The 26,755-nt window shown below is 73.0% G+C and carries 16 protein-coding genes, 2 pseudogenes and 1 riboswitch; of the genes and pseudogenes, 5 read left to right on the top strand and 13 right to left on the bottom strand.

Annotated elements, in window-relative coordinates:
• Positions 1-32: 32 nt before the first annotated feature.
• The 5 genes from gadC to BN3788_RS03385 form a co-directional block, all read right to left on the bottom strand.
• Complete coding sequence (gadC, locus tag BN3788_RS03405; RefSeq protein ID WP_082812532.1) at positions 33-1,691, bottom strand: putative glutamine/gamma-aminobutyrate antiporter GadC; 1,659 nt, start codon at positions 1,689-1,691, stop codon at positions 33-35.
• Between the two features lie 195 nt (positions 1,692-1,886).
• Positions 1,887-7,676, bottom strand: coding sequence for a pullulanase-type alpha-1,6-glucosidase (gene pulA / locus BN3788_RS03400; protein ID WP_066582440.1), 5,790 nt, complete (start codon positions 7,674-7,676; stop codon positions 1,887-1,889).
• A gap of 109 nt (positions 7,677-7,785) precedes the next feature.
• Positions 7,786-8,064: a DUF167 domain-containing protein gene (locus BN3788_RS03395; RefSeq protein WP_066582439.1), complete on the bottom strand. Its 279-nt coding sequence runs from the start codon at positions 8,062-8,064 to the stop codon at positions 7,786-7,788.
• Positions 8,065-8,163: 99 nt separating this feature from the next.
• Positions 8,164-9,150, bottom strand: a complete 987-nt coding sequence (locus BN3788_RS03390) for a malate dehydrogenase (protein WP_066582438.1) — start codon at positions 9,148-9,150, stop codon at positions 8,164-8,166.
• A 143-nt stretch (positions 9,151-9,293) separates the two neighbouring features.
• Positions 9,294-10,511 carry an NADP-dependent isocitrate dehydrogenase gene (locus tag BN3788_RS03385; RefSeq protein WP_066582437.1) on the bottom strand — a complete coding sequence of 406 codons (1,218 nt, stop codon included), beginning with the start codon at positions 10,509-10,511 and terminating at the stop codon, positions 9,294-9,296.
• 235 nt (positions 10,512-10,746) lie between these two features.
• On the opposite strand from BN3788_RS03385, the gene BN3788_RS03380 reads away from it, so the two are divergent.
• The gene (locus BN3788_RS03380; RefSeq protein WP_187138350.1) at positions 10,747-11,865 is read left to right on the top strand and encodes an aquaporin; all 1,119 of its coding nucleotides are present in this window, start codon (positions 10,747-10,749) and stop codon (positions 11,863-11,865) included.
• Between the two features lie 6 nt (positions 11,866-11,871).
• Here the strand turns inward: BN3788_RS03380 and BN3788_RS03375 are convergent, their stop codons facing one another.
• Positions 11,872-12,255 carry a DUF3017 domain-containing protein gene (locus tag BN3788_RS03375; RefSeq protein ID WP_066582436.1) on the bottom strand — a complete coding sequence of 128 codons (384 nt, stop codon included), beginning with the start codon at positions 12,253-12,255 and terminating at the stop codon, positions 11,872-11,874.
• 122 nt (positions 12,256-12,377) lie between these two features.
• On the opposite strand from BN3788_RS03375, the gene BN3788_RS03370 reads away from it, so the two are divergent.
• On the top strand, positions 12,378-13,631 hold the full coding sequence (locus BN3788_RS03370; protein WP_234346457.1) for an NAD(P)/FAD-dependent oxidoreductase: 1,254 nt from the start codon (positions 12,378-12,380) through the stop codon (positions 13,629-13,631).
• 6 nt (positions 13,632-13,637) lie between these two features.
• Here BN3788_RS03370 and purH (BN3788_RS03365) read toward each other — a convergent pair.
• Positions 13,638-14,876, bottom strand: a pseudogene (gene purH, locus BN3788_RS03365) (bifunctional phosphoribosylaminoimidazolecarboxamide formyltransferase/IMP cyclohydrolase); the annotation flags it as partial.
• Positions 14,877-15,426: 550 nt separating this feature from the next.
• On the opposite strand from purH (BN3788_RS03365), the gene purN reads away from it, so the two are divergent.
• Positions 15,427-16,116: a phosphoribosylglycinamide formyltransferase gene (gene purN / locus BN3788_RS03355; RefSeq protein WP_082812531.1), complete on the top strand. Its 690-nt coding sequence runs from the start codon at positions 15,427-15,429 to the stop codon at positions 16,114-16,116.
• A 33-nt stretch (positions 16,117-16,149) separates the two neighbouring features.
• Positions 16,150-16,246, top strand: a riboswitch (ZMP/ZTP riboswitch).
• Positions 16,247-16,291: 45 nt separating this feature from the next.
• Positions 16,292-16,810: pseudogene (purH, locus tag BN3788_RS03350) on the top strand (bifunctional phosphoribosylaminoimidazolecarboxamide formyltransferase/IMP cyclohydrolase); the annotation flags it as partial.
• A gap of 361 nt (positions 16,811-17,171) precedes the next feature.
• On the opposite strand, the gene BN3788_RS03345 reads toward purH (BN3788_RS03350), so the two are convergent.
• From BN3788_RS03345 to sucC, 4 genes are all read right to left on the bottom strand, one after another.
• A complete protein-coding gene (locus tag BN3788_RS03345) occupies positions 17,172-18,452 on the bottom strand; it encodes a cell division protein PerM (protein WP_066582433.1) in 1,281 nt (426 codons plus the stop codon).
• A 64-nt stretch (positions 18,453-18,516) separates the two neighbouring features.
• Entirely contained in the window at positions 18,517-19,533 is a 1,017-nt protein-coding gene (gene hemH, locus BN3788_RS03340) for a ferrochelatase (RefSeq protein WP_066582432.1), read from the bottom strand.
• Positions 19,534-19,703: 170 nt separating this feature from the next.
• The gene (gene sucD, locus BN3788_RS03335) at positions 19,704-20,591 is read right to left on the bottom strand and encodes a succinate--CoA ligase subunit alpha (RefSeq protein ID WP_066582431.1); all 888 of its coding nucleotides are present in this window, start codon (positions 20,589-20,591) and stop codon (positions 19,704-19,706) included.
• Positions 20,592-20,624: 33 nt separating this feature from the next.
• Positions 20,625-21,806 (bottom strand): ADP-forming succinate--CoA ligase subunit beta, encoded by a 1,182-nt coding sequence (gene sucC / locus BN3788_RS03330; RefSeq protein ID WP_066582430.1) that lies wholly within the window; start codon positions 21,804-21,806, stop codon positions 20,625-20,627.
• Positions 21,807-22,003: 197 nt separating this feature from the next.
• Between sucC and BN3788_RS03325 the strand changes: the two genes are divergently transcribed.
• The gene (locus BN3788_RS03325; RefSeq protein WP_066582429.1) at positions 22,004-22,387 is read left to right on the top strand and encodes a hypothetical protein; all 384 of its coding nucleotides are present in this window, start codon (positions 22,004-22,006) and stop codon (positions 22,385-22,387) included.
• 9 nt (positions 22,388-22,396) lie between these two features.
• Here BN3788_RS03325 and pcrA read toward each other — a convergent pair whose 3' ends face one another.
• Both pcrA and BN3788_RS03315 read right to left on the bottom strand, forming a co-directional pair.
• Positions 22,397-24,964, bottom strand: coding sequence for a DNA helicase PcrA (pcrA, locus tag BN3788_RS03320; RefSeq protein WP_066582428.1), 2,568 nt, complete (start codon positions 24,962-24,964; stop codon positions 22,397-22,399).
• Between the two features lie 94 nt (positions 24,965-25,058).
• Positions 25,059-26,639 carry a methyl-accepting chemotaxis protein gene (locus BN3788_RS03315; RefSeq protein WP_066582427.1) on the bottom strand — a complete coding sequence of 527 codons (1,581 nt, stop codon included), beginning with the start codon at positions 26,637-26,639 and terminating at the stop codon, positions 25,059-25,061.
• Between the last annotated feature and the right edge of the window lie 116 nt (positions 26,640-26,755).

Below are 26,755 nucleotides of genomic sequence, written 5' to 3'. Positions count from 1 at the left end.
TCCCTCGTGCTGTGAGCGGTCGTCGAAGGGCGTCAGTGCTGCTCGCCCGGGCTGGGCGGCTCGCCCTCGCCACGGTGGCGCGGCGGTGTGGACGGGCCCTGCGCATCGGCCCCGGGCGCGGCGCCACCGCTCTGGGCGCCGGTCTGCGCCTGCGCGCTCCGCAGCAGCTCGGGCGTCGGCACGGAGGACTCCGACACCACACCCGGGTGGCCGCCCTCGATCTGCCAGGTGAACGGCGCGAAATCGTCGTCCTTCTGGCGCCAGTGCGGCTTGCGCACCGCGTAGATGATCAGCGGGATGGCCACGAACACGATGGCGAGCCCCAGCAGGAACCCGACGTACGTGCCCGGCGAGCCCGTCGGCACCTGGCTGGGCGGGAAGAAGCTGAAGAAGAACGCGAGCGCCGACGCGATGAACCCCGCCCCGCCGATCAGCCACATCCCCGCGGCGCCTCCGGGGATCTTGTACGGGCGTGGGCGGTTGGGCTGGCTGTATCTGAGGTACAGCGCCGCCCCGAACATCAGCAGGTACATCACCAGGTACAGGATCGACGCGAGCTGGCTGAGGATCTGGTACGCGGACTGCACCGAGGGCAGCAGCACGAACGCCGCCGACAGCAACGTCACGATCCCCGCCTGCGCGATCAGGATGTGCGTGGCCATCCCGTGCTTGTTCGTGACCTGCCAGAACCGTGGCATGTAGCCGGCCTTGGCCACGCTCAACAGACCACTCGACGGACCGGACACCCACGTCACCACGCCCGCGAACACGCCGACCGCGAGCGCCACCGCCATGATCGGCGCCGCCCACTCGATACCCGCCCAGCGGAACACGTCGTTGAACGTCGTCAGCAGGCTCTGGGTCAGGTTGATCTCGGACTGCGGCACCACGAACGCGATCGCCAGCGTCCCCAGCACGAAGATGACCACGGTGCCCAACGCCGCGATGCCGATGGCGATCGGATAGTTCCGGGAGGCGTTCTTCACCTCTTTCACATGGATCGCGTTCATCTCCATGCCGGCGTAGAAGAGGAAGATGCTCGCCGCGAGCACCACGTTGGAGAAGTTCCCGAAGTCAGGGATCAACTCGCCCCAGCCCAGCTTGATCTGCGAGGGGTTGCCGGCGATGAGGTAGCTGAACCCCAGCACGATGAGGAGCGCAGCGGGGATGATCGTGCCGATCATGCCGCCCCATTTGGCCACCCCGGAGAACGCCGAGGCGCCGCGCATCGCGATGAACGTGGCCAGCCAGTACACGGCGAGGACCACCAGCAGGATGTACGCCTTGTCCGAGGACAGCCGCTCGGCGAACGACAGGTTGTCGTCGGTGTACGCCAACGCCGTGGCGCCGAAGGTCAGCACCGTCGGGAACCAGACGCTCACCTCGATGAACAGCACGAACATGGCGACGAACGCCCAGCGCCCGCCGAACGCCTCACCGACCCACCGGAACACCCCGCCGCGCTCCGGCCAGCCGGTGGCGAGCTCAGCCGCCACCAGAGAGACCGGGACGAGGAAGAACACCGCCGCGAAGAGGTAGTAGAAGATCGAGCCCAGTCCGTACTCAGCCTCCGCGGGAAGCCCGCGCAGGCTCACCACCGCCACGATGTTCAGCATCGCGAGCGCGAAGATCGAGATCGTGGCCTTCTGGGGCACGCTCTTCTTGGCAGGTGCCGATTGCTGCGCCGTCATGGGAACTCCTCACGGTTCGCTCCGGTGATCGGAGCTCAGGAGAGGTGCTGTCGTTCTCGCCGAGACGTGGGCGGTATTCGGTGCGGGGCGGCGGGGAGTCAGCCACCTGCGCCGGGGCGCTCTGTTGGCCTCAGGCTACGTCGCACAGCGCGATCGGACAGCGCGAGGCCCCGACACCTGCTCCAGATCGGCCGCTCAGTGGCGCCCCGTGGAGCGCTTCTCCACGAGCACCGCGACGGTGCGCGCCGGGACGGTCACCGTCCCGGTCGACGCCTCCCAGGAGGTCTGCCGCACCACCGGGTCGGAGCCCTTCGCCTGCACTGGGGAGAGGGCGTGGCGCCGTCCCGCGAGTCCGGGCAGCGTCTGGCTGATGGCCTCGTCCGAGGCGTTGAACACGACGAGGAGGCCGTCGAGGCTCTTGTCCACATCCGCCCCGCCGCCCTGGCGCCGGTCGTCCACGTGCATGACGATCACGCCCGGCGCCGCGTCGGGGCCGCTGCCCGGGAACGTCACCTTCTGCTCGATGAGCTCCGCGTCGCCGAGCCGGAACAGCGGAGTCGAGAAGCGCAGCCGCAGCAGGTCGAGGGCGCCCGCCTCCGCTGCCGCGATGTCCTGGGGCGCCGGCTTGAGCTCCGGGTCGCCGAGCAGCGCCTTCTGGAACGGCCACAGGTCCGCGTTCTCCTGCTCGGGCGGAAGCCCACGGCCGAACCCGTTGTCCTGGCCCGTCAGGTCCAGGTGGTTGAACCAGTCGCCGGAGTCGTAGGAGTTGCGGTCGAGCGACTTGCTTCGCAGCAGCTCCGCGCCGGCGTGCCAGAACGAGGGCGTCTGCGCGAGGGCCGTGGTGGCCAGCGACAACGTGTTCATCCGCACCCGGTCGGCCATCGTCGTGGCGCGCGGCAGCTTGTGGGTGAGCGCGTCGAACAGGGTCTCGTTGTCATGGGCGTCGACGTAGGTGACGACCTCCTCCGGCGAGTCCGCGTAGCCGGCGGGCTGGCCGTTGTAGTCGATGTCGGCGCCGGTGCGCACCTCGCCGTCGCTCGTGCGGAACGTGAAGTCGCGCAGATTGCCCGCGAGGCCGAGTCGCACCAGGTCGGCCTGGTGCTGCACGCGCGCGAGCTGCTGCTCGGCGGTGCCGTTGACGGAGGCGCCGTTGGGGTCCGTCGCCGAGCCCGACCCGAAGCCCTGGAGGCGGGGGTCCTCGTCGAACGGGCCGCCGCCGCGCACCGCGTCCCGCAGCCGGTCGCTGAACGTGCCGATGCCCGTGCCGCCGAGCTGGCCCTGCGTGGCCTGGGTGAACAGCCGGTTGTCGGCCACCTCGCCGAAGTTCCAGCCCTCGCCGTACAGGTAGACCGCCGAGCCGTCCACGCCGTCGCGGCGCGGCGTGAGCTCGTCGAGCGCGGCGCGCACCGCGGCCATCGTCTCCACCGAGTGGTGGCCCATCAGGTCGAAGCGGAAGCCATCGACCTTGTAGTCCCGCGCCCAGGTGACCACCGAGTCGACCATCATCTTCTGGGCCATCGCATGCTCGGTGGCCACGTTCTGGCAGCAGGTGGACGTCTCCACGGCGCCCGCGAGGTTGAGCCGGTGGTAGTAGCCGGGCACCACGCGGTCGAGCACCGACGTGGCCGCCTGGCCGCTGGCGGTCGTGTGGTTGAAGACCTGGTCGAGCACCACCTGCAGGCCGTCGGAGTGCAGCGCGCCCACCATCGTGCGGAACTCCGCGACCCGGGCGCCGCCGTGGGCGTCGCGCGCATAGGAGCCCTCGGGCGTGGTCCAGTGGAACGGGTCGTAGCCCCAGTTGAAGGCGTCGTCCGCCGCGACCGCCGTCACGCGGGACTGCTGCTCGGTCGAGTCCGGCGCGAACGACGCGAGGTCCCCCTCGGGCGACTGCTGCGCGGCGCGGTCCTCCTCGATCGTGGCGAGGTCGAACGTCGGCAGCAGGTGCACCGTCGTCAGGCCCGCCCGTTGCAGCTGGCGGAGCTGGGCGCGTCCCGCGCCATTCGCCGCGAACGCCCCGTACGTCCCGCGCAGCCGCTCGGGCACCGTGGCGTCGGAGGCGGAGAAGTCCCGCACGTGCAGCTCGTAGATCGTCTGGTCGACGGGCCGCACCACCGGCTGCTTGGCCTTCACCCACTGCCGAGGCTGGAACTCGGGGTCGTCGAGGTCCACCAGCACCGAGTGCGTCGAGTTGAGGGTCAGCGCCACGGAGTACGGGTCCGTGACCGAGTTGACCTCCACCGCGTCAGTGGTCGGGACGTAGACCGTGACCTCATACCGGTAGGCCGATCCGGCCCACGACCGCTCACCCCGCACCGTCCACGTGCCGTCCGCCTGGCGTCGCGTCGGCACCCGGACCGGGTCCCCGCCGACGTCGGTGCCGGGCCACAGCAGCAGGTCGACCTTCTGGGCGGTGGGCGCCCACAACGCCAACGACGGGCGGCCCTTCGCCCAGGTGGCCCCGAGGTCCCGGTCGGCGGCGGCCCGCGCGTAGAGGTCGTCCAGCACCCCCGGGATCTGCACCCCGGACGCCGCCTGCAGCGTGCCGTCCTCGCCGCGCTGCGTGACGAGCAGCTCGCCGCCGGCCAGCCGCTCGACATCGGACCGGGTGAGGCCGTCCGGCAGGCGCAGCGCCAGATGGCCCGCGAGCGCGGGGAACCGGGCGATCTGCGCTGCGGACAGGCCCGCCGGGTCGAGCGTCAGCACATGCTCGTCGCCACCGGTGACCGCGCCGTCGGCGACGTCGAGCCCGCCATCGGGCGACGCGTGCAGGCGGAACTCGAGCGACTCGGGAGCCACGCCGGCGGGAACCCAGGACGCGGGCCAGGCGAGGACGCCCGCCTCGAGCCAGTGCCCCTGCGCCTCGCCGAGGCCGGGTGTCGGGGGGTCGGTGACGTCGATGGTCAGCAGGTGCGTGGCGAGGACGTAGGTGAAGGTCACGGGCTTGCCTCCCGGAGCGGCGAACGGGATGTTCGCGCCGTCGCGCGCACCGCCTGCCCCGTAATTCTCTGCCCAGGAGAGGTTGTGGGCGACCTTGGCCTCGTAGACGCCGGCCGGGAGCACGGCAGTGGTGAACGTGTACGCGCCGTCGCCGTCCGGGTCCTGCAGCCAGGTGGCCAGGCAGTCCGGCGACCAGTCCGCCGCGCATCCCGCCTCGCTCTGGTGGCTCCCGGGGAGGGTGAGCAGCGGGCCCTGCGCGGTGGACGTGAACCAGTGCGTCACCGGGTCGTACACGAAGGTGACCTGCTGCGGCGCGCTCCCCGTCACCGTGTACGCGACGTTGGCGCCACCCCGCACTCCGCCCGCCCCGTAGTTGACGTCCCACGATCCGCCGATGGCCACCTTGTACTCATAGGATCCCGGCGCCACCGTGAACGTCCCCGCGTAGACGCCATCCGCCCGCTTGGCGAGCTGTGCCTGCTCACAGGCGGGCTGCCAGTCGCCCGCGCAGCCCATCGCCGCGTTGTGGCTGCCGGGAACGGTGACCAGCTGGTCCTCGGGGTCGGGGCCCGGGCCGGCGCCGCCGTCGACCGCCACCCCCACGCTCGCGTAGGCAGACGCGGCGACCCGGTTCCCGGCGGCGTCCGTGGACACGGCCCGGTACTCGAGCAGCGCGCCCTCCGGCAGCGCCGACACGTCGTGGAAGACGCGCGGCTGGGTCGTCTCGGCCGTGCCGAGCTTCTCCCATCCGCTGTGGCCGACCACCCGGTACGCGAAGGACGTCTCCGCCCAGGTGTCGTCGTCGATGTCTGCGGCCACGGGGACCTGCCCGCGCAACGCGGCGCCGGGCGCCGGGGCGGTCACGCTCAGGCCCGCGCCCCCGTCGAGCACGCCCACCGTGCGGTCGGCGCGCAGCAGCACGGCGGCCAGCGGCGGGACGGTCAGCGTGAGCGCGCCGTCGCCGTCGGCCGTGGCGGTGGCCGCGGCGCCGTCGTCCACGCCGAGCAGCGCCTCGTAGGCAGCGCCCGGGGTCAGCGTCGTGAGGGTCACCGTCTGCGCGGTGGCGGAGTTGTTGAGGGCGACCAGATGCTCGACCTTCTCCGTCCGGTCCACCCGGGAGAACGCGTACACCGAGCCGTCGGCGCCGCCCACCAGCCGCTCCACCTGCGCGCCGTCGGCCAACGCGTCGGAGCCCTGGCGGAGTCCGGCGAGCTCGGCGATATGCGTGTACAGCGGCGCGTCGGCGTCGAAGCGGTCCACCGATCCCGCGACCTCGCCCGTGAGCAGGCGCTGCTGGGTGAACTCCGGCACCTGGCTGGCGAACATCGACTGCCGCGCGTCCTTGTCCGTGCCGCCCAGGTCCCCGTCGCCGACGAAGCCCTGCTCGTCGCCGTAGTACACGACCGGCTGCCCGCGCGTGAGGTACATCAGCGAGTGCGCCAGCTCGGAGCGGCGCAGCGCGTCCCCGGAGTCCTTGACCATGTGCCCGATCCGGCCCATGTCGTGGTTGCCCAGGAACGTGGGCAGCGCCGCCGCGCTGGTGTCGGCGGTGGTGTACCTGTCGTCGCTCGCGAACAGCGCCCGCAGGCCCGTCGCCGAGAAGCCGCGCGCATAGCTCGACGCGCCGGCCTGGAACGCGAAGTCGAGCACCGCGTTCATGTCGGTCTCGCGCACGTACGGCGACAGCAGTGCCGCGTCCGCGTCGTACACCTCGCCGAACATGAAGAAGTCCGGCTTGCCGTGCGCATGCGCGTAGTCCAGGACGTGGGTGGTCCACTGCTCCCAGAACTCGCGGTTGACGTGCTTGGCGGTGTCGATGCGGAAGCCGTCGATGCCCAGGTCGATCCACTCGTCATAGACGTCCACGAACCCGTCGACCACCGTCGGGTGCTCGGTCATGAGGTCGTCGAGCCCGGAGAAGTCGCCGTGGGTGACGGACTCCCCCGTCCACGTCGAGTCGCCGCGGTTGTGGTAGAGCGTGGGGTCGTTCAGCCAGGCGGGGACCTTGAGGTCGGCGTCCTCGGGGGCGATCACCGGGGTGTACGCGAAGGAGGTCTGGGCGTCGAGTGCCGGGAACGGCCCGCCGTCGGCGTGGTCGGCGGGGTCGAACGGGACCCCTGACGCGTCGGTGTAGGGCCGGGTGGCCTGGTCCACATACGTGTACGTCTTCTCGGCGTAGTCGATGACGTCCGCGGTGTGGTTGGTGATGATGTCGAAGTAGACCTTGATGTCGCGGGCGTGCGCGTCGGCGATGAGCGCCTCGAGCTCGGCGTTCGTGCCCAGGTGCGGGTCGATCTGCGTGAAGTCGGTGATCCAGTACCCGTGGTACCCGGCCGAGATGCTGGCGCCGGTTCCCTGCACCGGGCGGTTGACGAAGGACGGCGTGAGCCAGATGGCAGTGGTCCCGAGCCCTTCGATGTAGTCGAGCTGCCCGCGTAGGCCCGCGAGGTCGCCGCCGTGGTAGAAGCTCTTGTCGGTGGGGTCCAGGCCCGTCGTCAGCCGGTCGCCGGTGAGTCCGCCGGTGTCGTTGGCGGTGTCGCCATTGGCGAACCGGTCGGTCATCACGAAGTAGAAGCTCTCGCCGGCGCCGCTGTCCCGGGCGGGCGCCGCGACGATCTGATCGTCGCCGGCGGTGGGGCCGCCGGTCAGCGTGACGGGCTCGAGCGCGATGCGGTGCGTGGAGTCGTCGAAGGCGAACCGCAGCGTCGCGGGCCCGGCCAGCACGAGCGGCACGTTCTCGGCGCCACCTTCGCGCCCGTACGCCTCGTCCCAGGAGCCGTTCACGGCCACCTTGTACTCATGGCTGCCGGCGGGGACGGTGAGCTCGGCGCTGTGCACCCCGGCGACGTCGGTGGGCGCCAGCACGGTCGCGGCGCAGTCGGGCTGCCAGTCGGCGGCGCAGCCGAGCTCGTCCTGGAAGGAGCCGACCACCGTGAAGGAGCGCGCCTCGACGGCGCTTCCTGTGGAGGCGGGCACTGCGCCCAGCAGCGCGACGGCGAGGACGGTGAGGAGGCTGGCTGACGTGCGCGTGCGGTGGTCCCTGGCCATGTCGACTCCTTCGTCGCCGCACGACTCTGTGCGGAAGGGATACGTGAAACCGACCGTACAGATTGCCGTAATTTTCAGCAATAGGACGATCTGTCGGTTTCAGCAGTCCTCAGGCGCCCTCCCGCAACACGTCGAGCCGGGCCCGCAGCGCCGACTCCTCCGACTCCGGCACGTCGACCTCGACGACCTTGTCGCGGCTCGTCGCGCCCGCCACCAATGACACCGCCCGGCGGCGCACCCCGCACGCCTCGGCCACCGCCGCGAGGGCGGCCTCCGTCGCCGCGCCCTCCACCGCGCGCGCCTGCACGGCCACCACCAGGCGGTCTGCGTGCAGCCCGCCGACACGGGTGCGGGACGCCCCCGGCTTCACCCTGATCCCGACGCGCACACCGGCCTCCCCATCCGAGCGGCCCGCCCCACCCCGAGGGTGAGGCGGGCCATGTCCGAGCCCAGCATGACGCAGATCGGCGCGCTCAGATGAGGCCGCTCAGATCAGCCCGAGCTCCCGCACCGCCGCGCGCTCCTCCTCCAGCTCCGCCACCGACGCGTCGATCCGCCCGCGCGAGAACTCGTCGATCTCCAGGCCCTGCACGATCGACCAGGCGCTGCCGTCGGACGTCACCGGGAACGACGAGATCAGCCCCTCCGGCACCCCGTACGAGCCGTCCGACACGATCCCGGCGGAGGTCCAGTCGCCCTCCGGCGTCCCATGCACCCACGAGTGCACGTGGTCGATGGCCGCATTCGCCGCCGACGCCGCCGATGACGCGCCCCGTGCCGCGATGATCGCCGCGCCACGCTTCGCCACCGTCGGGATGAAGCCGTCCTCGACCCATGCCTGGTCGGCGATGACCCCCAGCGCCGCCTGCCCACCGATCGTCGCGTGGCTCAGGTCCGGGTACTGCGTCGCCGAGTGGTTGCCCCAGATCGTCACCCGGGCGATCTCCGAGACGGCCGCGCCCGTCTTGCGGGCCACCTGCGACACCGCCCGGTTGTGGTCCAGCCGCGTCATCGCGGTGAACCGCTCGGCGGGGACATCCGGCGCATGCGAGGCGGCGATCAGCGCGTTCGTGTTCGCCGGATTGCCCACCACGAGCACCCGGATGTCGTCCGCGGCGCCCGCGTTGATGGCCTCGCCCTGCGGCTTGAAGATGCCGCCGTTCGCCGCGAGCAGGTCGCCGCGCTCCATGCCCGCGGTGCGGGGCCGCGCGCCGACGAGCAGCGCCACGTTGGCGCCATCGAACGCCGCCTTCGCGTCGTCGTGGATGTCGATGCCTGCCAGCAGCGGGAACGCGCCGTCCTCGAGCTCGAGGGCGACACCCTCAGCGGCCTTCACCCCCTGCGGGATCTCCAGCAGGCTCAGCCGCACCGGGGTGGTCGCGCCCAGCATCTGGCCCGACGCGATCCGGAACAGCAGGGCATAGCCGATCTGACCGGCGGCGCCAGTCACAGTCACGTTCACGGGGGTCGTCATGCTGATCTCCTTTGATCGAACGGCGAGCGGTGAGTGCGATGTGTGCGGCGGGGACCCGGCGGGGCCGTCCGCGGCCGGGCCGAGACGCGCGGCGCCCGGCAGCCCCACAGGGCCGACCGGGCGCCGCATGTCATCGACGTGGGTCAGGCGAGCCGAGCCGCCAGGTTCTCATCGAGGGCGCCAAGGAACTCCTCCGTGGTGAGCCACGGCTGGTCCGGGCCGACCAGCGCGGCGAGGTCCTTCGTCATCTTGCCGCTCTCGACGGTCTCGACGACGACCTGCTCCAGCGTCTCGGCGAACTGCGTGACCTCAGGGGTCTTGTCCAGCTTGCCGCGGTGCTTGAGGCCGCCCGTCCACGCGAAGATCGAGGCGATCGGGTTCGTGGAGGTCGGCTTGCCGGCCTGGTGCTGGCGGTAGTGGCGCGTCACGGTGCCGTGCGCCGCCTCCGCCTCGACCGTCTGGCCGTCCGGCGTCATGAGCACCGACGTCATGAGGCCCAGCGAGCCGAACCCCTGCGCGACGGTGTCCGACTGCACGTCGCCGTCGTAGTTCTTGCAGGCCCAGACGTAGCCGCCCTCCCACTTCATGGCCGCGGCGACCATGTCGTCGATGAGGCGGTGCTCGTAGGTCAGGCCGGCCTCGGCGAACTGCTCCTTGAACTCGGAGTCGAACACCTCCTGGAAGATGTCCTTGAACGCGCCGTCGTAGGCCTTGAGGATCGTGTTCTTGGTGGACAGGTACACCGGGTACCCGCGCTGCAGGCCGTACGCGAACGACGCCCGCGCGAAGTCGCGGATCGAGTCATTGAAGTTGTACATGCCCATCGCGACGCCGCCCGCCTCGGGGTACGTCACGACGTCCTGGTGGATCGGCTCAGAGCCGTCCGCCGGGGTGAAGGTCAGCGTCAGCTTGCCGGCGCCGGGCACCTTGAAGTTCGTCGCGCGGTACTGGTCGCCGAACGCGTGACGGCCGATGATGATCGGCTTGTTCCAGCCCGGCACCAGGCGCGGGATGTTCGAGATGATGATCGGCTCGCGGAACACGACACCGCCGAGGATGTTGCGGATCGTGCCGTTGGGCGAGACCCACATCTTCTTCAGGCCGAACTCCTCGACGCGCGCCTCATCGGGCGTGATCGTGGCGCACTTGACGCCGACCCCGTGCTCCTTGATGGCGTGCGCGGCGTCGATGGTGACCTGGTCGTCGGTCGCGTCGCGGTTCTCGATCGACAGGTCGTAGTACCGCAGGTCGATGTCGAGGTACGGGTGGATCAGGCGGTCCTTGATGAACTGCCAGATGATCCGGGTCATCTCATCGCCGTCCAGCTCGACGACCGGCCCGACAACCTTGATCTTCGCCATGCGTTGGCTCTCCTGTGCTCTCGTGAGTGCTCGTGGCCGAAGGGTCCTGGCCACGAGTCCGACGGGGTCCGCCGCCCAGATTACTCGACATCAAGAGACTTGTGGCGCGTGCTCCGGGTGCGGTTCTGAGAGCAGGTCAGCATGCTGGGAGTCTCAGCCGCTCCGCGACCGGCGGATGGGGGCGGCGCGCCGTGCCGCCCCGACCGCGAGCCGCGACTCCATGACGGGAATCTCCATGTCTGAGCCGAAGGACACCGCAGGGACACCCGGCACAGCAGGCCGCCCGGCCTCGGACGCCACGGCCGACGCCGCCGCCCGATCACGCCAGGAAGAGGCTCGGCGACGCGGGGCCAGGTCCGGGCCAGGCTCCGTCCGGGAGTCCGTCGCCTACCGGCTCCCGCCCGGGAAGGGCACGCTGGGGCCCGCGCTGATCGCCAAACTCGGTGCGGAGGCATTCGGCAGCTTCGTCGTGGTGCTCGCCGGCCTGGGCGTCGCCCTGTACGCCGGATTCACCGGGCTCGGCGGCGGGCCGCTCGCCGTCGGCCTCGCGTTCGGACTCGGCTACCTCGCGGCGGCCGTCGCCGTCGGCCACGTCTCCGGCGCGCACTTCAACCCGGCCCTGACGCTCGGCGCCGCGATCACCCAGCGCATCCCGTGGCGCGATGCCGTCCCCTACTGGATCGCCCAGCTCGTGGGCAGCGCCTTCGCGGCCGCCGTGCTCTTCGTCGCGATCGCCAGCTTCCCGGCCCTCGACGGCGCCGAGAAGACCTTCTTCGCGACGGTCGCCAACGGGTTCGGCGAGCACTCGCCCATCGCGGCGGTCTCCGGCGCCGCCGGCGAGGGCTTCGGCCTGTGGGGCGCGCTGCTCATCGAGTGCGTGGTCACGGCCGTCTTCGTGGGGGTGGCCCTCGGCTCCACCGACAGGCGGTCGAGCACCCTGCTGGCGCCGTTCTCCATCGGGCTGGCCTACGCCGTGATGCTGCTCGTCGCCATCCCCATCACCAACGGCTCGGTCAACCCCGCGCGCTCCACCGCGGCGGCGATCTTCTCCGAGGGCTGGGCCTTCGGGCAGCTCTGGGTGTTCTGGGTGGCGCCGCTCGTCGGGGCCGCGATCGCCGCGATCGTCTACCGGGCGTTCGCGCCCGAGCCGTCCTTCGAGGGCCTCCAGCCCGAGGTCGACGACGATGTCAGGACCACCGAGGAGACGAGCACGACGACGGGGGCCGGCTCGGGGACCAGCACGAGCACGGCCGGCGGCACTGCTGGCGGCACTGCCGGCGGCGCTGCTGGCGGCGCGACCGGGTCAACCGGCGGCGACCGCCCCGAGCCGCCCCGGCCTGATCAGCCCGTCTGAGCCCGATCAGCCCGCGGGGACGATCTGGGAGAGCACCCCGACCACGAACGCGAAGCCGAGCAGCACTGCCACGTCGACCGGCCGGGACCGCACCGCGAGCGCGGCCGGATGGTCGCCTGACGCCACGGCGCGCGCGACGGCGCCCGCGACGAGCATGACCGCGAGGAACAGCGCGCCCCACGACATCCCCGCGAGCAGCGCGATCCCGGTGGCCGTGACGACGCCCGCGGAGACCCACCACAGCGAGGCGTTGCGCCCGGCCGCGAGCGAGGCGCGCGCGATCTGGCGGGGGTCGAGGGGCTTCTCCTCCGGCGGGACCGGGGGCGCGACCACCCTGGCGGAGTCGGCGACGACGGGCTCGGCGACGACGCTGGTCGCAGCGGCGGCCACTGCGAGGCCCCCCGCGCACGGGTCGACCCGCCCTGCCGCCCGGGCTCGGGCGTTGGGGCTGGGGCGTTCTCTCGACCACTCACTTCGCTCTGCCTCCCTCCCGGGAGACTACCGTTGCGGGCGTGCTGTCCTCACCGCGTGATCCGGTCTCGCCGCCCCGATCCGTCGTCGTCGTCGGCGGCGGACTGGCCGGGGCGCAGACCCTCACGGCGCTGCGCGCGCAGGGTTTCGACGGCCGGGTGACGCTGATCGGCGCCGAGCTGCTGGCCCCCTACGACCGGCCCCCACTGTCCAAGCACCTGCTCGACCGCCCGGCGCCCACCTGGCTGGCCGACGAGCTGGGCGTCGACGCCCTCGCCCTCGCGGACGAGGTGCGGCTCGGCGTCAACGCCGTCGGCCTGCGGGTGGGCGCGCGTGACGTGGAGGTGCTCACCGACGACGGCTCGGTCTCCGCTGACGCGCTCGTCGCGGCGTCGGGCTCGCATCCGGTGCGGCCGCGCGGTTGGGACGACGCGGTCACCCTGCACGCGGCGCCCGACGCCGACCGGCTGCGCTCCCTGCTGCGCCCGGGCGCCCGGCTCGTGGTGGTCGGCGCCGGGTGGATCGGCGCGGAGGTCGCCGGGGTGGCGGCCGCCGCCGGGGTGCACGTGCAGGTCGTCGAGGCGCTGCCCGCGCCGTTGGCCGGCCCGCTCGGCGCAGCGGTGGGCGCCGCGACGGCCCCCTGGTACGCCGAGCACGGCGTGGAGCTGCACACGGGCGTGCAGGTCGCCCGGGTGCGCACGGACGGGGTGGACCTGGCGGACGGCAGGACCCTCCCGGCGGATGCGGTGCTCGCGGCGGTGGGCGCACGGCCCTCCACCGGCTGGCTCGCGGACGCTCTGCCGCTTGAGCCGGACCGCGCGCTCCTCGTCGACGCGGCCTTCGCCCCCGAGGGCGGCCCACGGCATGTGCGGGCGGTGGGCGACGTGGCGCGCAGACGGTCGGCCCGGCACGGCCTGGTGCCCGGCGGCCACTGGGATGGCGCCCTGCGGGGGCCCGAGGTCGCGGTGCGCGGCCTGCTCGACCCCGGCGCGACCCCTGAGGATCACGCGCCCTACGTCTTCTCCACCCAGTTCGGCCATGAGCTGGCCATGTACGGGCAGCGCGGCCATGACGACGACCTGGTGCTGCGCGGTGACCCCGCCGGATCGGACGGAGCCACCGGCTGGACGGTGCTGTGGTTCCGGCGTGGCTCCTCCGAGCTGACGGCGGTGCTGAGCGTCGACCGCCCCCGCGATGTGGGCGCCGCGCGCCGGCTGTTCACCGGCGCGGGCCTGCCGCGCGTCGACCGCGCCCAGGCCGCCGACCCGGCGATCCCGCTGCGGAGCGCTGCGTGAGCCTGCTCAGTGGGCGAAGTGCCGCGTGCCCGTGAGGTAGAGCGTGACCCCGGCGGCCTGCGCGGCCGCGATCACCTCGTCATCCCGCACCGAGCCGCCGGGCTGGACCACGGCGCGCACGCCCGCGTCGAGCAGCACCTGCAGGCCGTCGGCGAACGGGAAGAACGCGTCCGACGCGGCGACGGAGCCCCGCGCCCGGTCCACGTCGCCGGTGTTCGCCCGCTCCACCGCGAGGCGGCACGAGTCGACCCGGTTGACCTGGCCCATGCCGATGCCCACCGAGGCGCCGTCGGAGGCGAGCAGGATCGCGTTGGACTTCACGGCGCGCACGGCCCGCCAGGCGAAGGCCAGGTCGTCGAGGGTGGCCTGGTCGGCGGGCTCCCCCGCGGCGAGCGTCCAGGCGGCCGCGTCGTCCCCGGGCGCGTCGATGACGTCGGTCTGCTGGGCGAGCGCGCCGCCGCTGATGGGCCGCAGCTCGAACTGGCCGCCGTCGGCGGGCACGACCTTGAGCAGCCGGATGTTCTTCTTGCGGGTGAGGACCTCGACGGCCTCGGGCTCGAAGTCCGGAGCGACGACGACCTCGGTGAACACCGGCGCGATCTGCTCGGCCGCCGCGGCGGTGATCGGGCGGTTCGCGGCGATCACGCCGCCGAAGGCCGACACCGGGTCGCAGGCGTGCGCGCGGGCGTGCGCCTGGGCGATGTCCTCGCCGGTGGCGATGCCGCACGGGTTGGCGTGCTTGATGATCGCCACGGCCGGGGCGTCCTGGTCGTGCGCGGCCCGCCACGCCGCGTCGGCGTCGACGTAGTTGTTGTAGCTCATCTCCTTGCCGTGGAGCTGCACGGCGCCCGCGAGGCCGCGCCCTGCGGCGCCCTGCGCGTCCAGGTACAGCGCGGCGCCCTGGTGCGGGTTCTCGCCGTAGCGGAGCACGCGGCCCCGGTCGTAGGCGGAGCCGGCGAAGGCCGGGAAGCCGGACTCCTGCGCCTGCGCGTCCGGCGCGTACTGCTGCGCGAACCACTGCGCCACGGCGACGTCGTAGGCGGCGGTGTGCGCGAACGCGTCAGCCGCGAGGCGCCGGCGCTCGGCCAGCGTGAAGCCCGCGGCGGCGTTGGCCGCGACCTCGGGGTAGCGGGCGGGGTCGATGACCGCTGCCACGCTCGGGTGGTTCTTCGCGGCGGCGCGCACCATCGACGGGCCGCCGATGTCGATCAGCTCGACGCACTCGTCGGCGGTGGCGCCCGAGGCNGGCGGGTCCCCTGCGCCGGGGCCCGATGCGGCGCAGCGCCCGCCCGCGCACCGCCCGCACCCGCAGCATCCGAAGCACCCGCAGCACCCCCAACACCATCACGGCGGCGGCCACGGCTCTGGCCCCGGCCAGCCTCCGGCGCCGTTGCCCCCGCCCGACCCCGAGGCCGCCCGCCTCGCGAGCTCGCACGTGCTCCAGTTCGGCCTGCTCATGCTCGCGGCCGTCCTCACCGCCTCGCTGCCGTGGCCGCCGCCGTGATGGTGTTGGGGGTGCTGCGGGTGCTTCGGATGCTGCGGGTGCGGGCGGTGCGCGGGCGGGCGCTGCGCCGCATCGGGCCCCGGCGCAGGGGACCCGCCAGTGGCGTGCGGGGGCACTGCGCCCGTGGCGTGCGGGGGCACGGGGCCTGTGGCCTGCGGGGGCACGGCTCCCGTGGGAGGCACGGCGCCCTCGGGCGGCGGGGCATACGGGTTGGACACCTGAGCATTGTCCCGCATCATCGGGCCCGGACGCCTCGCGGGCCATGCTCCGCCCGGAGGTTAGGGTCGCCCCATGAGCGCGCCCGAACCCCCCCGCTCCGCTCCACGTGACCCGGCCACGGGCGACGGGCCGCGGCCCCCTGTGCCGCACACCCGATCCGGCGGGAGGGTCGTCGTGCTGGTCTCGGGGGCGGGGTCGAACCTGGCCGCGCTCCTCGCCGCGCATGACGACCCCGCCTACGGCGCCCGCGTCGTCGGCGTGGTCAGCGACAAGCCGGGCGCCGGCGGCCTGGAGGTCGCCCGCGCGCACGGAGTGCCGACGGCGGTGGTGGCCCCGGCGGACTTCCCGGACCGCGCGGCGTGGGATCGGGCCGTCGCGGAGTCCATCGCGGTGTTCCGCCCCGACCTGGTGGTCAGCGCCGGGTTCATGCGCATCCTCGGCGCCGCCACGCTCGGGCGCTTCCCCGACCGGGTGGTCAACACCCACCCCGCGCTGCTGCCGGCGTTCCCGGGGGCGCACGGCGTCCGCGACGCCTTGGCGTACGGCGCGCGGGTCACGGGGTGCACGGTGCATGTGGTCGACGCGGGTGTGGACAGCGGCCCGATCATCGCGCAGGCGGCCGTCGAGGTGGAGCCGGGCGACGACGAGGCGTCCCTGCACGAGCGCATCAAGGTGGTCGAGCGGGCGCTGCTGGTCGAGTGGGTCGGGCGGATCGCCCGTGAGGGGATGCGGGTCGAGGGGCGGCAGGTCAGCGTCGGCTGAATGCGTCGCGGCGGGGTGGCTCGCCGGTAGACTGCCCGTGGCCGTGACTGGCGCGCCTGAGGTGGGCTCAACCACCGGGGAGCGGCCGGATGTACCCCTAGCCGTCGCACCGTTCGCCTGGGTGCTCGGGTCCTGACCGTCTCACGAGACCGCACCGACCCGGGAGGTCATCCCCATGTCCGGCTTCGCCACCCCCTTCGCGCCTGTCGCCGACCCCGACGCCCCTGACACGCGGCGCCCGCTCCGCCGGGCCCTGCTCAGCGTCTTCGACAAGACCGGCCTGACCGAGCTCGCCACGGCCCTGCACGCCGCGGGCGTGGAGCTCGTCTCCACCGGCTCCACCGCCTCGACCATCTCCGCCGCAGGCGTGCCCGTGACCCGCGTCGAGGACCTCACCGGGTTCCCGGAGTGCCTCGACGGCCGGGTCAAGACGCTGCACCCGCGCGTGCACGCCGGGATCCTCGCGGACACCCGCCGCCCCGAGCACCTGGCCCAGCTCGCCGAGCTCGAGGTCGTGCCGTTCGACCTGGTGGTGGTGAACCTGTACCCGTTCTCCGCGACGGTCGCCTCGGGCGCCACCGCCGACGAGTGCGTCGAGCTGATCGACATCGGCGGCCCGTCGATGGTGCGCGCCGCCGCGAAGAACCACCCGAGCGTGGCAGCGGTCATCGACCCCGCCCGCTACCCCGAGGTCGCCCGCCTCGCGAGCTCGCACGTGCTCCAGTTCGGCCTGCTCATGCTCGCGGCCGTCCTCACCGCCTCGCTGCCGTGGCCGTGGGCCGTGTCCAGCCTGGTCTTCGTGGCCCTCTCCCTCGCGGCGGGCATCCGGGCGCTGATCTCCCTGCGGCGCGCCCGGGTGCGCGGGGTGCTGACGCCGATGCTGTCCGTCGGGCTGGCGTTCACGGCGCTGCTGGGCCTGACGTCGGCGGGCGCCGTCATGACGTGGCCTGCGCAGACCGCACGTCAGGAGTGCCTGGGCGACGCGCTGACCGTCTCGGCGAAGGCCCGCTGCGAGCAGGCCTTCCAGGAGGACGTGGCCACTCTCCAGCAGGACCTCATGGACCGTTCGAGCCGCGGCTGAGCACGCGGGCGAGACTTCGGCGGCACGCGGCGCGGAACTCGCGGTCGGCGGGCAGCGCCACCAGCAGGACCCCGAGCAGCACCCCGGCGCCCAGCTGGGACCCCACCGCGAGCGGTGACGCGCCGACGTCCCCCATGCGGCCGGGGCCGACCCCGCCACTCGCGAGCACCATCAGCGCGGCTGCGGCGAGCCCCGCAGTCAGGGCTGCCGCGACCCCGGCGACGAGCGGGTCCACAGCCCGGTCGGAGGGCAGCCGGCGGTGCAGCCACCGGCCGGCGAGCGCCCCGACGAGCACCAGCAGCACCGGAGCCGCGACGAGCACGCCTCCCCCGCTGCCCGGCTGCGGCAGGGCGCCCAGCAACGGGACCGCCGGCATCGGGCCGGAGACGACCCCGGCCGTCGTGAAGGACGTGCCCGCGCCCACCCAGAAGCCCGGCCCGGTCAGCCATGCCAGGGCCCACAGCACCAGGTTCGGCAGGTAGGCGAGCTCGGCGACGGCGAGCACGCCGCCCCCGACGACGTCCAGGTCGAGCACCCGGATGATGTCGCTGACCGTGGCCCTCCCAGCCAGCACCCACACCACGCTGGTGGCGGCCGCCATCGCCATCAGCGAGGACAGCGCGAGGACGCCCGCGCTGGCGCCGGTGCGGATCGGCGCGATGACCCGTGACCACAGGGGCCGGGTGAGGTCGCGCACCCGTGGGGCCTCGGGGCGCCGGGCCAGCCCGGTGGCGAGCCCGGTCGCCGAGACGGCCGCTCCCCCGATAATCGCCAGGGCGACGTCGGCGATGCTGGCCCGCATGAGCAGGGTGATGACGATCGTCACCGCGGTGTACCCGGAGATGCCCGCGACGAGTGAGGTGGTGGTCGCCTCTGCCGACCGGCGGGCCGAGGCGTAGCAGGTGAACAGCGCGAGGCAGGTGATGCCGAGCGGCATGAGGCTGAGGACGTTGCCGCCCAGCCCGAGCGGCACCCCGTGGCCGAGCAGCCACAGCCCGGCGCCGACCTCCGTGGAGCGGGTCCACGCCACGCTGCTGTTCGCCGGGTCGGCGGAGGTGACGACGTACGCCGTGACGGCCGGGAGCACGACGACGAGCAGGGACAGCAACGCGCCCTGCATGCCTGCCAGCAGCCCGGGCAGCCACGCCAGTGTCGAGTCGCCGCCAGGGCGCCGGGGTCCGGACGCGCTGTCCTCGGTCAGCACGCGCGGCCGGCGCGCACGGTCGAGGCGGTCGGTTCCAGACGGATCGGTCACGGGGACATCGTCCCCGCCCGGAGCGGGTGTGGCGCCCAGGCGGCACGGCGCGCCGGGCAGGTCGTCAGCGACTGGCGCCCACGGACAGCCAGCCGGACAGGTGCGGGCGGACGATCTCGGCGAGGGCGTCAGTCCAGGCGGCCCGCGAGTTGCCCCACGGCACGTACGCGAAGCCTGTGCCGCCGGCGCGCTCGTACGCCTCGCGGTTGAGCTGCTCGATCTCCTCGAGGGTCTCCAGGCAGTCGGACACGAAGCCGGGGCACACCACCTCGGTGCGCCGCGACCCAGCGGCCCCGAGCACCTGCACCGTGTCGATCGTCGCGGGCCCCAGCCACTGGGCGGGCCCGAACCGCGACTGGAAGGTGAGCACGCACGCGTCCGCGTCCAGGCCCAGCCGCGCGCGCACCGCGGCCGCCGTCCGCTCGCATTCGGCGAGGTACGGGTCGCCCGCGTCGGACATCGCCACGGGGATGCTGTGGAAGCTCAGCACCACCCGGTCGCCGGCGGCGGGGTCGGGGCGACCGACGGCCTCCCAGCGCTCCTCGAGCGCCGAGCACACTGCCTCGACGTAGGCGGGGTGCTCGCCGAACGCCCGCACGGTGCGCAACTCGGGGTGGCGCGGCAGCGCGGCGATAGCCCGGTGCGCGCGCTCCAGCACCGTCCCCGTCGCGGAGCCGGCGTACTGCGGGTACAGCGGCACGACGAGCACGCGCTCGTGGCCGCCGTCGACCAGGCCTGCGAGCACGTCGCCGAGCGCCGGGTCGCCGTAGCGCATCGCCCCCGCCACGGTGACGTCGGGGCCGAGTGCCGCCTGGAGGGCCGCGACCTGCGCCTGCGTGTGGACGAGCAGCGGCGATCCCGTGGGCGTCCACACCGTCCGGTACTTCGCCGCCGAGGCGCGCGGCCGGGAGCTGAGCACGCCGAGCTCGAGGATCGGGCGCCACAGCGCGGGGTGCATCGTCACGACGCGGCGGTCGGTGAGGAACTCGCGCAGGTAGGGCCGCACGGCGCGCGCCGTCGGAGCGGCCGGGGTGCCGAGGTTGACGAGGACGACGGCGGTCGTGGGATGCGGCTCGGACATGCTGGACGCGACCTCCTCAAGGCGGGTGTCCAGCGAGCGTATAGGCCTCTGACCTGCACATTTGACGACGTATCGTCAGAACCGCGACGCCCGGGGACGCCAACGGCGCCGCACCCCGGGGGATGCGGCGCCGTTGGCGCGGAGGTGCGGGCAGCGCACCGCTCACCAGGTCAGGAGAGCAGCTCCCGCGCGAGCGCCGCCGTCTCGCTCGGCGTCTTGCCGACCTTGACCCCGGCGGCCTCGAGGGCCTCCTTCTTGGCCTGCGCGGTGCCCGCCGAGCCCGAGACGATCGCCCCGGCGTGCCCCATGGTCTTGCCCTCAGGGGCCGTGAACCCGGCGACGTAGCCGACCACCGGCTTGGTCACGTGCTCGGCGATGTAGGCCGCGGCGCGCTCCTCGGCGTCGCCGCCGATCTCGCCGATGAGCACGATGACCTCGGTGTCGGGGTCGGCCTCGAACGCGGCGAGCGCGTCGATGTGCGTGGTGCCGATGATCGGGTCGCCGCCGATGCCGATGGCCGTGGAGAACCCGAGGTCCCGCAGCTCGTACATCATCTGGTAGGTCAGCGTGCCCGACTTCGACACGAGGCCGATCTTGCCGGGGCCCGTGATGTCGGCCGGGATGATGCCGACGTTCGACTTCCCGGGGCTGATCAGGCCGGGGCAGTTCGGGCCGATGAGCCGCACGCCCTTGTCCTGCGCGTACGCGAAGAACTCGGCGGTGTCGGCCACCGGCACGCCCTCGGTGATGATGACGGCCAGCGGGATGCCCGCGTCGACGGCCTCGAGGACGGCGCCCTTGGTGTGCGCCGGCGGCACGAAGATGACCGACACGTCCGCGCCGGTCTCCTTCATCGCCTCCTCGACGGAGCCGAAGACGGGCACGTCGACAGTGCCGTCGCCCTGCGGGAAGGCCACGGACGTGCCGGCCTTGCGCGGGTTCACGCCGCCGACCACGTTCGTGCCGCTGGCCAGCATGCGGGTCGTGTGCTTGGTGCCCTCAGAGCCCGTCATGCCCTGGACGATGACCTTGGATGACTCGGTCAGGAAGATCGCCATGTCAGTTGTTCTCTCGTCTCTGCGTGATCGGGCTCAGGCGGCGGTGTGGGCGAGCTCGGCGGCCTTGTCCGCTCCGCCGTCCATCGTGTCGGCGAGCGTGACGAGCGGGTGCGCGGCCTCGGCGAGGATGCGGCGCCCCTCCAGGACGTTGTTGCCGTCGAGGCGCACCACGAGCGGCTTGGTGGCCGCGTCGCCGAGCATCTCGAGCGCGGCGACGATGCCGTTGGCCACCGCGTCGCAGGCCGTGATGCCGCCGAAGACGTTGACGAAGACCGACTTGACTTGCGGGTCGGACAGGATGATGTCGAGCCCCGCGGCCATGACCTCGGCCGAGGCGCCGCCGCCGATGTCGAGGAAGTTCGCGGGCTTGACCCCGCCGTGCCCCTCGCCGGCGTACGCGACCACGTCGAGCGTGCTCATGACCAGGCCGGCGCCGTTGCCGATGATCCCGACCTCGCCGTCGAGCTTGACGTAGTTGAGGTCCTTCTCCTTGGCGCGCGCCTCGAGCGGGTCGGCTGCGGCGGCGTCCTCGAGCCCGGCGTGGTCGGGGTGCCGGAACCCGGCGTTCTCGTCGAGCGTGACCTTGCCGTCGAGCGCGACGATCGTGCCGTCGGCGGTCTTGACCAGCGGGTTGACCTCGACCAGCGTGGCGTCCTCGCCCTGGTAGACGTCCCAGAGCCGCTGCAGGACCTCGGCCACCTGGGGCGCCACGTCGGCGGCGAAGCCGGCAGCCGCGACGATCTCGGCGGCCTTCTCGGCGTCGATCCCGACGCGCGGGTCCACGGCCACCTTGGCGAGGGCCTCGGGGCGCTCCACGGCGAGCTGCTCGATCTCCATGCCGCCCTCGACGCTGGCCATGGCCAGATAGCGGCGCTCGGACCGGTCGAGCAGCAGCGAGAAGTAGTACTCCTCGGCGATATCAGCGCCCGCGGCGATCATCACCCGGTGGACGGTGTGGCCCTTGATGTCCATGCCGAGGATCTCGCCGGCCTTCTCGGCCGCCTCGTCGGCGGAGCGGGCGATCTTCACGCCGCCCGCCTTGCCGCGCCCGCCCGTCTTGACCTGGGCCTTGACCACGACGACGCCGGGCTTGCCGCCGAGCAGCTGCTCCGCCGCCGCGCGGGCCTCATCCGGTGTGGTGGCGACGATGCCGCCGAGCACGGGAACGCCGTGCTTCTCGAAGATGTCACGTGCCTGGTACTCGAACAGGTCCACCTGGCTCTGGTCCTTCCGTCGACCCGCATGCGCGGCCTGGCTGGCCACGGCGCCCTGCCTGATGCTAGCCGCGCGACGACTTTATCTTCACATCGAGAGATGTCGGCTCGGCCACAGGAACAGCGGCCCACCCCGCGCGCTTCGCCCCGTATGCAATGATTCCGGCCCGCACGGACGCCAACTGAGGAGACGCGCGTATGACCACCAGGACCGATGCCGATCCGCGACCGCCGCGCAGCCCGGTCGACACGACGCTGCGATGGCTCGCCCTGCTGGTCATCGCCTCCACGCTCGTCACCCAGGCGATCCGCGGCGCGTGGCTGTTCGTGATCGTCGGGACTGCCGTGTGCGCCATCGCCCTGGCGATGTGGTCGGTGGGCTCCTCGGCCGACAGGCGGCGCGAGCGGCAGTTCGAGGCCGACTTCGGCGGCTCGCTCGACGCCGTGCGGGCGAGCCTCGACCAGGCGCGGCTGCGCACGCTGCGCGACACCGAGGGCGAGGTGCAGGCCGTCCGCGAGCTGCGCCGCGAGGCGCCGCAGGTGTCGCTCCTCCAGGCGGTGGAGCTCATCCGCTCGCTCTGACAGCGCGCGTCAGAGCTTCGTGACGGGCGAGAACCGCAGCAGCAGGCGCTTGGCGCCCTCGGAGCCGAAGTCGACCTTGGCGACGGCGTTCGGCCCGGCGCCCTCCAGCCCGACGACGGTCCCCAGCCCGTAGGCGTCGTGGGTGACCTTGTCCCCCACCGACAGGTCGGGGATCGCCGACTCGGGGCGCGGGGTCGCGGAGCCGAACGTCGCACCCGAGCCCCCCGACGCGGGCGCCGTGGTGCGCCGCTTGGCCTCCGCGCCGCCCGACCGGAAGCCGCCCGACTGGCCGCGCGAGCCGAAGCCGCCGGAGCCGAAGCCGCCCGATCCCGTGGAGTAGCCGCCAGGGGTGCGCAAGCGGTCCATGCTCGACTCGCGCCGGCGCCAGTCGACGAGCTCGTCCGGCAGCTCGTCGAGGAAGCGCGACGCGGGGAACTCGTTCGGCACGCCCCAGGCGGTGCGGACCGCGGCGCGCGAGACGTACAGCCGCTCGCGCGCGCGGGTGAGCCCCACATAGGCGAGCCGCCGCTCCTCGGCGAGCTGGTCGGAGTCGGCCAGCGAGCGCATGTGCGGGAACGTGCCGTCCTCCATGCCGGTGAGGAAGACGACGGGGAACTCCAGGCCCTTCGCGGTGTGCAGCGTCATGAGCGTGACCACGCCCTGGTCGGCGGCGCGCTGGTGCTCGTCCGCGTCGTCGCCATCCTGGGCGGGGATCTGGTCGGAGTCCGCGACGAGCGAGACCCGCTCCAGGAAGTCCGCGAGGTTGCCCTCGGGCTCGGCCTGCTCGAACTCGGCGGCCACGGCGTGCAGCTCGGCGAGGTTCTCCACGCGGGAGGCGTCCTGCGGGTCCTCGGAGGCGCGGAGCTCGGCCAGGTACCCGGTGCGGTCCAGCACGGCGCCGAGCACCTCGGCGGGCCCGGCGGACTCGGCGAGGCGCCGCAGGTCGGACATCATCGAGGCGAAGGCCCGCATGCCGGTGATCGCGCGTGTGCCCAGCCCGGGCACGTCGTCGAGCCGCTCGAGCGCGGCCCCGAAGGAGATCCGCTCCCGCTCGGCGAACGCGGCGACCATCGCCTCCGACCTGTCGCCGAGCCCCCGCTTGGGGACGTTGAGGATGCGGCGGACGTTCACGTCGTCGTCGGGGTTGGCCAGCGCGCGCAGGTAGGCGACCGCGTCCTTGACCTCCTTGCGCTCGTAGAAGCGCGTGCCGCCGACCACCTTGTAGGGCAGGCCGACGCGGATCAGCACCTCTTCGAGCGCGCGGGACTGCGCGTTCGCGCGGTAGAAGATGGCGACGTCGCCGGGCCGGACGCCGTCGGAGTCGCCGAGCCGGTCGATCTCCTCCGCGACGAACCGCGCCTCCTCATGCTCGTTGTCCGCGACGTAGGCGACGATCTGCGCGCCGGCGCCCGAGTCGGTCCACAGCCGCTTGGGCTTGCGGCCGGGGTTGCGCGAGATGACGGCGTTCGCGGCCGAGAGGATGTTCTGCGTGGAGCGGTAGTTCTGCTCGAGCAGGATGGTGCGGGCGTCCGGGTAGTCGGCCTCGAACTCGAGGATGTTGCGGATCGTGGCGCCGCGGAACGCGTAGATCGACTGGTCAGCGTCGCCGACCACGGTGAGCTCGCCGCGCAGGTCCGGCCCGCCCTCGGCGGACTGGCGGGCGCCGACCCCCGCCCGCTCGCGCACCAGCGTGTACTGCGCGTGGTTCGTGTCCTGGTACTCGTCGACCAGCACGTGCCGGAAGCGCCGCCGGTAGTGCTCGGCGACCTGCGGGAACGCCTGCAGCATGTGCACGGTCTGCATGATCAGGTCGTCGAAGTCGAGCGCGTGGGCCTGCCGCAGGCGCGCCTGATAGCGCGAGTACACCTGCGCGAGCGTCGAGTCGAAGTCGTTCGCGGTGCTCACCGACGCGGCGTACTCGTCGGGGTCGACCAGCTCGTCCTTGAGCGCCGAGATCTTGTGCGCGAGGGCCTTCGGCGGGAACTTCTTCACGTCCAGGTCGAGCTCGCGCGCCACCATCGTCAGCAGGCGCTGCGAGTCCGCGGAGTCGTAGATCGAGAAGCTCGAGCGCAGGCCCAGGGTCGCGGCCTCGCGCCGCAGGATGCGCACGCACGCCGAGTGGAACGTGGAGACCCACATGCGCTGCGCGGACGGCCCGACGATCGCCGCGACGCGCTCGCGCATCTCGGCGGCGGCCTTGTTGGTGAAGGTGATCGCCAGCACCTCGCCGGGCCGCGCGCGGCCGGTGGCGAGCAGGTGCGCGATGCGGTGCGTGAGCACGCGAGTCTTGCCCGAGCCGGCGCCCGCCACGATGAGGAGCGGGCCGCCGTGGTGCAGCACCGCCTCGCGCTGCTGCGGGTTGAGCCCGACGAGCAGCGCGTCGGCGTCCGCCGAGCGGTGGTCGTGCTGGCCGTCGTCGTGGCCTGCGGGGCCGTGCCCGCCGGGCCGGCGCCCAGTGGAGGGCTGGCCAGCGTCGTCGGGCAGGTCGCCGTCGCGCGGGGGGACGGCGGCCGGGAGGCGCGCGAGATTGGCGGGGCCGAACCCGGGCAGCGGAAGGTTGTCGAAGAGCGAGGTCATGTCCCCCACAGCGTAGGCGCGCCCACTGACACCCGTGGCACAACCCGGCCCAGCGAGCCGCCCGCGCCGCCGCTCCGCCGGGCCAGCCGCCGGGTCAGCCGCGCAGGTCGAGCACCGACTGCTGCAGTCGCTGCGACGTCGCCACCAGGTCGTGCGCGGCGGCGCGGATGCCATCGAGCTCCTCGGTGGTGCGCTGGGTGGCGCGCTCGACCTCGACCAGCGTGGTGGCGATGCCGCGCCCGCCGTCCGCGACCTCGGAGACGGCCTTGGCCATCTCGGCGGTGGTGGCCGTCTGCTCCTCGACGGCGCCGGCCAGGCTGCCCTGGAAGTCGTCGATCCTGCCGATGATCGCCGAGATCTGCCCGATCTCCCCGGCAGCGCGCGTCACAGCGCCCTGGATCGCCTCGACGCGGCTGGAGATGTCCCCGGTCGCCCGCGCGGTCTCCTGGGCGAGCTCCTTGACCTCACCGGCGACGACGGCGAAGCCCTTGCCCGCCTCCCCCGCGCGCGCCGCCTCGATGGTCGCGTTCAGGGCCAGCAGATTCGTCTGCTCGGCGATCGCGGAGATCAGCTTGACCACGCTGCCGATCTGCGCCGACGAGTCGCCCAGCTCGGCGACGGTCCGGTCGGTGCGCTGGGCCAGGTCCACGGCCTCGCCGGCGATCTGCGCGACGGAGTGGGTGGTGCGGGCGATCTCGCCGATGGACGCGCCCATCTCATGCGTGCCCGACGCGACGGTGTCGATGCCCTCGCTGACCTCGTTCGCCGCGGAGGCGACCTCGACAGTGAGCCGCGCGGAGTCGTCGGCCACCCGCCCGATGTCGTCGCTCGCCTCGACGAGCTTCCGGGCGGCCGTGTCGACCTCCAGCGCCGCGGCGCCGACCTGCTCGGACACCGTCGACGTGCGGTCGAGCGTGGCGTTCAGCGCGAGGGCGAGCTTGTCGAGCTCGGTGGTGCCACGCCCGGTTCCGAGCCGCGTGGACAGGTCGCCGCTGGCCAGCGCGGCGCCCGCCTGCTCGATGGGCCGCACGATGCTGCGGGAGATGGCGACGCTCAGGGCGATCACGAGCGCGATGACAAGGGCGCTGGCGAGCAGCAGGTCGCGCGCCCCGGCGATGGCGGCAGTGCGGACGTCGTCGACGTAGATGCCCGAGCCGATCACCCAGCCCCACGGCTCGTAGCCCGTCACATAAGAGATCTTGGGCTGCGGGGCGTCCTCGCCGGGCTTGGGCCACTGGTACTCCACGAAGCCCGCGCCGTCGGCCTCCACGACATTGACGAACTCCACGAACAGCAGCGTCCCGTCAGGATCGGCGTAGTCGCTGAGGTCGGTGGCGTCGAGCTCGGGCTTGGTGGGGTGCATGATCATCGCCGGCTGCATGTCGTTGATCCAGAAGTACTCCTCGCCGGAGTACCGCAGCCCCTTCACCGCCTCGATGGCGGCCTCCTGCGCCTCGACCCGGGTCAGCTCGCCACTGGCGGCGCGCTGGCCGTAGCTCTCGACGACGCCGACTGCGGTCTGGACCACGGCGCGCGTGGTGACCTTGCGCTCGGCGAGCAGGTCGCCTTCGAGCTGGACGCCCGAGACGACGGCCACGGAGACGAGGCCGAGCGTGGCGACGCCCACCAGCACGAGCAGGCGCGTGCGGATGGCCAGGGTGACAAGACGACGCATGGAGGACTCCGGTCGATGGGCGGCGACACTTCTCTGCCAGCCCATCGGCCCGGAACACCTCGCCATGAGGCGCCTGCGCCCACTGTTCATCCCATCGGGGCACGCCCCACGCGCAC

Source organism: Cellulomonas timonensis (genome assembly GCF_900046455.1).
In the GTDB taxonomy this organism is placed as follows: Bacteria; Actinomycetota; Actinomycetes; order Actinomycetales; family Cellulomonadaceae; genus Cellulomonas_A; species Cellulomonas_A timonensis.
This window is presented reverse-complemented; position numbering and strand designations above follow the sequence as displayed.

What these genes read in the sequence shown, in the direction of transcription:
- BN3788_RS03385 (WP_066582437.1), bottom strand. Translation starts at nt 10,511, where the DNA reads ATGGCGAAGATCAAGGTTGTCGGGCCGGTCGTCGAGCTGGACGGCGAT.
- purN (WP_082812531.1), top strand. Translation starts at nt 15,427, where the DNA reads ATGAGCGCGCCCGAACCCCCCCGCTCCGCTCCACGTGACCCGGCCACG.
- BN3788_RS03390 (WP_066582438.1), bottom strand. Translation starts at nt 9,150, where the DNA reads ATGACGACCCCCGTGAACGTGACTGTGACTGGCGCCGCCGGTCAGATC.
- gadC (WP_082812532.1), bottom strand. Translation starts at nt 1,691, where the DNA reads ATGACGGCGCAGCAATCGGCACCTGCCAAGAAGAGCGTGCCCCAGAAG.
- sucD (WP_066582431.1), bottom strand. Translation starts at nt 20,591, where the DNA reads ATGGCGATCTTCCTGACCGAGTCATCCAAGGTCATCGTCCAGGGCATG.
- BN3788_RS03315 (WP_066582427.1), bottom strand. Translation starts at nt 26,639, where the DNA reads ATGCGTCGTCTTGTCACCCTGGCCATCCGCACGCGCCTGCTCGTGCTG.
- hemH (WP_066582432.1), bottom strand. Translation starts at nt 19,533, where the DNA reads ATGTCCGAGCCGCATCCCACGACCGCCGTCGTCCTCGTCAACCTCGGC.
- pcrA (WP_066582428.1), bottom strand. Translation starts at nt 24,964, where the DNA reads ATGACCTCGCTCTTCGACAACCTTCCGCTGCCCGGGTTCGGCCCCGCC.
- BN3788_RS03325 (WP_066582429.1), top strand. Translation starts at nt 22,004, where the DNA reads ATGACCACCAGGACCGATGCCGATCCGCGACCGCCGCGCAGCCCGGTC.
- pulA (WP_066582440.1), bottom strand. Translation starts at nt 7,676, where the DNA reads ATGGCCAGGGACCACCGCACGCGCACGTCAGCCAGCCTCCTCACCGTC.
- BN3788_RS03380 (WP_187138350.1), top strand. Translation starts at nt 10,747, where the DNA reads ATGTCTGAGCCGAAGGACACCGCAGGGACACCCGGCACAGCAGGCCGC.